The following is a 6039-nucleotide window of genomic DNA, read 5'->3' on the forward strand; positions in this document are numbered from 1 at the left end:
AAAAGTTCTATTAGGAGTGATGCCAGAAAGATTCATAAAACTACCAAATTTCATCACAGAAGGAACAACATATTGTAAACAGTTATCCTTTCTGAGCTGAAATTACTCAACAAAAAATCTCTGTAATACATTTTTCATCATATCTTAAGTCTATTCTATCAACCATATTTGACAAGGAGCCGCCTTTCTTTAGGAATTACCCAAGTTGAAAGAAAGAAAAGGTTATTTTTCAAATGTTCTCGGAGTAAGATAAAAGCTTTTAGCGCTTCTTTTTTTGTGTTAAGAATAATTAGAGAGGAGTTGTCAGATCTCTCTTCTAAAAATTGTTTAATTTCTGAAAGAAATATTTTTTTATTAATTATGTGGTAAGAGTGTCTGTTTTCTGGGAAAGAACTCTTGGGGGCTAACTCTTTACCTTCTTCTATTTTAGGTTGTGTAGCGGTCATTAAAATGAAAAAAGTTCCCATCTTTTTTGAAAGAAAAGACAAGGTTTCCCCAAATCCTTGCCAATATTCTGGAGGGATCGACTGAGGTTCATCCAAAATAACTACCGCATCTTTTAACCTATGAAAACTCATAGAATCGTTGGCATTAGGAGAATAAAGCACTTCCCAAAACTTTGCGAGGGTTGTAACAATGAGTGGTTCTTTGAAGTATCTAAAAGAAAGTATAAACCTTTCTAAATTATCTAAATCTTCTTTTTCCTTTGATGCACTTACCAAATGATGGTCTTCTTGCACTTTGTCGTATATGTTCTTTGCAACTTCGGAATTTTGATCAACAATACTTATGAACGGCAATACATAAATAATTGTTTTAAGAGAAAGTTTATTTGCTAACTTCATCGATGCTTGCAATCCTGTTATAGTTTTTCCTGCTCCAGTAGGGAGCGTTATGGTATAGATACCTGGTTCTGAAATTGTATCAACGTTTGATAATGTACTTTCTCGAATTTCATTTTTCCAATCGCTTAAATGGTTCTTTGGAAGTGATTCAAGAAATTTGTCGAACCTATCTTGTTGATAAGAAATTTTATCAAAATTGATCCTATCAACATTTAACGCATCTAGCCTATCAGATGTTATAAAAATTGAATTCTCGATTCTCGTATTAAACCATAAATCTTCAGCCTTAACCGTCTTATTTAAAAGATACTTTGAATGCCAAGATTGAAATATTAATCTTTTCCATTCTTTTTCTGTTAGATATTCAATTTTGGTTAGATCAAGGAATTCTTCTAATGCTTTTATCACGTCTTGATAATTTAAATTTCTCCAAAAAGACATTATATCTTCAAAATTTACCTGGTATGAATGATGTCTTCTAACAATCTCAGCATGAAAGATATCTTTTGTAAGCATAAAAGTTAAGTAAGATGAAGGCTCAGAGTGCGGATAATGACCTTTTTTTGTCTTTAAATATTTTTGAAATTTAAGGTGAGATTTAGCTACATCATGCGTTAGACAGATATATTTTAGTGATTCAACTAACATGTTGTATCCATGAAAATTTGATATCTCTTTGGATTTTTCAAATACTCCTTTTAAATGATCTTTAAGAAGTTTACCCGGATGGCTTTCTTGACCATTCAGGAAGCCAAACAATTTCGTCGTTTCCAACTAAGACTCCCCCTATCTCTTCAGGATTATCAACAAAAATTCCCGTATCGATATTGGCTGGGTAAAAAACTGACAAGCTTTTAGTAAGGCCTCTTTCTGTGTCCATTTGTAGAGGGACAATGTCTTTAAAGATTCCATGAGTTTTTTTCAGATTAATTTTGGGCTTAATATCTGCAGGTATGATACTTTTTATTCTTGCCTCATCGTCTTCGATCTTTAGCGGGTTGAAAGATCCTATGTAATGAATATTTGCAAATGAATATGCGGTACCAAGATATGGTGTAAAAACAAAACGACCTTCTTCAAGAAAAGGTTTTAATCTTTCTTCTATAGGACCTTCTACATAAATTCGATATTTTGGTCTTTTTACAAATTGATGTTTTATAATATTGTGAATACCCTTTTTTGGGTCTTTATTATTCCACAAGTTTATACTGGTGGTGAACCATTGAGTGGGAGACAGTATTGAAATGGCGATTCTGTTTCCATACAATGATTCCCAATAAGAAGCCAAATGAGCTTTATTTTCCGATTTGTTCTCTACTCCAATTATAGCCGCAATCAATCCTCCAACAGCTGTTGGTGGTGGGAAGGGATAAGATGCGGAAGAAGTGGTTGTATAAAATTTGCGAAACATAGCATACTCCCCCGTAATATCAAAAACAAGGGCCATTGTATCACCTCAATTCCATAGCTACTTTATCTTCTCCCAAAATACTTTTTAGATCATCAATATATTGTACTTCCAAGTCAGGATCCTTGATAATTATTATCTTTTCTATATTATCTTTGAGTAAAGAAACCTTATCACATATTTCCTTCAAATTGAGAGCAATGTCTTGAATATTTCTGATTGCCAATTGTTCATCGTCATCTAACAAAGAATTATCTCTTTTGGTTAATTTTATTCTTTCATCCAAAGAACCAATTAATCCATTGAAATTAGGCTGGTACACAATCTCCATCAAAAAGCGAGATCTATGCTCAGTTTTACTCCTTGTGATTAAATTGTTGGTTCCATTCCAAACAGCTTGTGTAAGTTTGTTGAAATCCTCGTCTGTTGCTTGTGTCCTTTCAGATGCATATTGATTTCCAATTGCATAGGTTCCAATCAATGCAAAAGGAACTATATATTCATTTCTTATAGTTCTCTGTTCTCCACCTTCTTTAGTGACAAAGGCGCCGGTTCCTTGTACAAATTCAACTTTTGCTTTGTGTAAAGATCTTCCCCATTTAAATTGGACAGGTCCAGTCCATGCAAAACTTTCCTTACCCAATGCGAATGTTACACCGAAAAGTCTTGTATCGATACATTTCTTTAGAGTTTCATCTCCTTTTGTGGTAGACAATTTTGTTTTGAGCTCTTCGAATCTTTCTTTTAAAGTTTTTGGTTCTCCATCAATGAAAACATCTTCTCCCATTCTCATTAATTCGTCTCTGATAGTTCTTTTAATTCTAACGTCAGATACCAAAACTTGCCCTGTTTCTTCATCGTATCTTGGATGATTTGCATTCAATGGATCACCGTTTGGATTCGCATCTTTTACAGAGTATAAAAACAGAAGTTCTTTTCTGCCGTTAAACATCTTGGTCTTCCCCCTTGTCCGTTTTTTCTATTTCTAATTCTACTACTTCTTTCTCTTTTGTGTAATCTTTGTATATTTCCCAGAAGTAATTTCTCCAGTTCATGAAACCTGTTACAAAAGCAAAATTTCCATCGATCCCTAAATCCTTTCCCTTAGAATTCAGTAATAGTTCTTGGGAATAACCAGCTAAATCTTCAATAAGGAAAGAAGGTTCGATCTTGTACGCTTTTATAAGTTCTGGTAATCTTGATAGATGTTTTTTTATATCTCTTAAACTTAATCTTCCAAAATTTAACTGCTTGTACAATGGAGAATCTTGAATTTTTGCGTTTGAATAACCACTTTCTCCTTTTTCCCCCTTTGTTTGATTATACGCCACAAACCCCAAAACTACTCCAGACAAAAGTGTTCCTTTTCCAAAGTCGCTCTGCAAAAATTTATCAGAAAACTTATCTAGGAATTCCAAATGTCTTTTCATAATGAATACCCCCAGGTTTTATTGTAGTTGTTCAAAAATTCAATCATCAACAAAAAGTCATTCAAAGTATGGTAAAAATAATTATTTTGGGCCTTATCGTTCATCAATTTAGGAATTCTTGCAACAAAATTTTGTTTTATAGTTTTGGTTTCAACTCTTTCTCCACTTAAAATTTTTCCCATAATTTCCATTGCCAGCATTCTCATAACTTTTTCTTCAGAGTCTTCTTTCAAAACTAAATGATGAAGGGTTCGATATATATGTTTAAAGGCAGAAGAAAGTTGGGTATCTTTATTTTTCTTTTGGGAAAAGAGATTTATCGTCTCTTCCCAAACTTTTTGTAATTTTTGTATCCTTGTTAATGGCACATCTTCGATCATTTGATGTATTACAAGTTGTGCTTGATTTTGTTCAAGAAAAAGAAAATGGAAAACAGCGGTGTACGGTTTATCTACATCATAATCAGGATCTGTGATATAATCCAAAAGATCTTTTTCTTTTGTATACTGATCGCTCCAAAAATAATTCTTTAAATCATTGAAAGCATCATCCAGGAAGTTTGTATCGGTTGTAAAGAACTCAGGTATTATCCAGATCTGGATATTATTTATAATGGATTGATCTACAAAATTATAATCTATGTAAGTTTTGGCATTAGAGAAAGTCTTAAAGCACTCTTTACAATATTTGTAAACCTTGTTAGAAAAATTTTTATTTATGGCAGGAAGGAAATTCACCTTATCAAAAGTAGCAAAAGGAAAAATCATATCGAAATTAAGTAAAATATCGCTTTCCTTACCACAATAATCACAAATTCCACCTTTTTTTGAAACATTTTTCTTAATCAGTTCGTCGTTTAACTTCTTTAAAAAATATTGTTGAAACAGCTTAACTTCTCCAGGATAAAGAAATCCTCCATCATCTTCAACGCCAAAAACAATTAAATACGAAGCCTTTGGATCACTGTAACACTCTAAGAACCGGTCGACAAAATCATTATTAGATAAGTCATTGATTGTTTTTTGAACAGAACCTTTTTCAAAAAATCCTAAATCTTCGAAATCTTGAATCATTTTTTCAATTTTGCTTATATACGATTTAGAACCAGTTAAGAAGGCATCACGATTCTTTTCTTTATTATTTTTTGGCTTTGATAACCTCAAAACAGGAGAATAACGCCACGTAGTATTACTGCCTGGAGGTTCTTTGTACAAATACCTAAGTTTTTTATATTGTTCATCTTTGTTACCGGCAAAAAAATCTACTTCATCAATTTTTGAAACACCCTCAATTTTTAGGGGTATAATCGTATTTTCTTCTTCACTTTGCAATTTTAAAGCATTGTAATTTGATACTTTTAAATAAATTCTTATTTCTTTTGATCCATCTATTCTTACGGGTATGGTTAGATAATCTGTTATTTCATAAGTTTTTGATGAAAACTCTTTCCCAACAGTGTAAACGGCATCGATAAAACCCATATTATCACCCTCTATCCATAATCATATAACTTCGACTAATCCAAATCCTTGGGAGTTTTTCGCTCCAAAACCAGAGTCATAACCAATTTTCAACAAAGTAGGATTCCCTTGGATTTCAAATACTCCATGCCAGCCTTTAATAATAAAATTTTTATACTTTGTTATGATCATTTTAGATCTTTTTTGATTAGCCTCTTTTATAACGAATTCATCATTACTTATTTCTTTTGGAAGATATGAATCATAGTAGGCAAGATACTTTTTTATTAAGTTTTCTCTTATTAATTTTGAAAAGTTATCGTCGTTGGGGGAAAAGTAGACTGTCTTTTTTGAAGAATTTTGTTCCATCGTAGAATAAACAGTAATTGGGGATAAAGTTTTTACTTTTATTTTATCGTTTTTTATTTCCAAATCATCATACTCTAACTTCTCTACATGAATCTTTTGGCCTAATAGTTCAAAATCGTCTTTAAATAAAAGCGAGTCTGCACAATACTGAATTAAATTCTTATCGTGAGAGGAAATTTTCAAAGAAACATTATCAGAAAACTCTATTGTTTTATCCTTTTGATTTAAGCTAAATTTTCCATTTAGTCTTGAAAAAGAAAACAATTTGTACTTTCTTTTCTTATAACTAAAACCCTCGTTATGAACGAAGTTTCTATATTCGGCGTCATCTATTAGATCAAGAATGAAAGCCTGAATGATATGATTGTAATTTAATGGAAGTATTAAACTATTTAAAGAAAATTGAATGTTTAATCTCATTTCAATTCTCCCGATATTTTAAATTAAAAATTAGAATCTTTTCTGTAATATATTTTATCATACAATAATAAAAAAAGCAAGAAAGTATGGCTCCTTGTCAAATATGG

The 6039-nt window shown here is 31.7% G+C and carries 6 protein-coding genes; all 6 read right to left on the reverse strand.

The features are described from left to right. Window positions 1-158 precede the first annotated feature (158 nt). The 6 genes from AA81_RS12050 to cas6 are packed head-to-tail and all read right to left on the reverse strand — an operon-like array spanning window position 159 to window position 5932. A complete protein-coding gene (locus AA81_RS12050) occupies window positions 159-1619 on the reverse strand; it encodes a CRISPR-associated endonuclease Cas3'' (protein ID WP_103899161.1) in 1461 nt (486 codons plus the stop codon). Continuing rightward, window positions 1564-2292: a type I-B CRISPR-associated protein Cas5b gene (cas5b, locus tag AA81_RS12055; protein ID WP_103899162.1), complete on the reverse strand. Its 729-nt coding sequence runs from the start codon at window positions 2290-2292 to the stop codon at window positions 1564-1566. Before cas5b ends, AA81_RS12050 begins: the two co-directional genes overlap by 56 nt. 4 nt (window positions 2293-2296) lie before the next feature. Then, on the reverse strand, window positions 2297-3205 hold the full coding sequence (cas7b, locus tag AA81_RS12060) for a type I-B CRISPR-associated protein Cas7/Csh2 (RefSeq protein ID WP_103899163.1): 909 nt from the start codon (window positions 3203-3205) through the stop codon (window positions 2297-2299). Next, window positions 3198-3683, reverse strand: a complete 486-nt coding sequence (locus AA81_RS14730; protein ID WP_103899164.1) for a TM1802 family CRISPR-associated protein — start codon at window positions 3681-3683, stop codon at window positions 3198-3200. Before AA81_RS14730 ends, cas7b begins: the two co-directional genes overlap by 8 nt. Beyond that, the gene (locus AA81_RS12070) at window positions 3680-5164 is read right to left on the reverse strand and encodes a TM1802 family CRISPR-associated protein (RefSeq protein ID WP_103899165.1); all 1485 of its coding nucleotides are present in this window, start codon (window positions 5162-5164) and stop codon (window positions 3680-3682) included. The genes AA81_RS14730 and AA81_RS12070 overlap by 4 nt, the downstream gene beginning before the upstream one ends. Before the next feature lie 21 nt (window positions 5165-5185). Next, entirely contained in the window at window positions 5186-5932 is a 747-nt protein-coding gene (gene cas6, locus AA81_RS12075) for a CRISPR-associated endoribonuclease Cas6 (protein WP_103899166.1), read from the reverse strand. Between the last annotated feature and the right edge of the window lie 107 nt (window positions 5933-6039).

The sequence above is a fragment of the Petrotoga halophila DSM 16923 genome (assembly GCF_002924615.1).

Excerpts from the sequence above, each read along its gene's own strand:
- cas5b (WP_103899162.1), bottom strand. The coding sequence starts at position 2,292 with ATGGCCCTTGTTTTTGATATTACGGGGGAGTATGCTATGTTTCGCAAA.
- cas7b (WP_103899163.1), bottom strand. The coding sequence starts at position 3,205 with ATGTTTAACGGCAGAAAAGAACTTCTGTTTTTATACTCTGTAAAAGAT.
- AA81_RS14730 (WP_103899164.1), bottom strand. The coding sequence starts at position 3,683 with ATGAAAAGACATTTGGAATTCCTAGATAAGTTTTCTGATAAATTTTTG.
- AA81_RS12070 (WP_103899165.1), bottom strand. The coding sequence starts at position 5,164 with ATGGGTTTTATCGATGCCGTTTACACTGTTGGGAAAGAGTTTTCATCA.
- cas6 (WP_103899166.1), bottom strand. The coding sequence starts at position 5,932 with ATGAGATTAAACATTCAATTTTCTTTAAATAGTTTAATACTTCCATTA.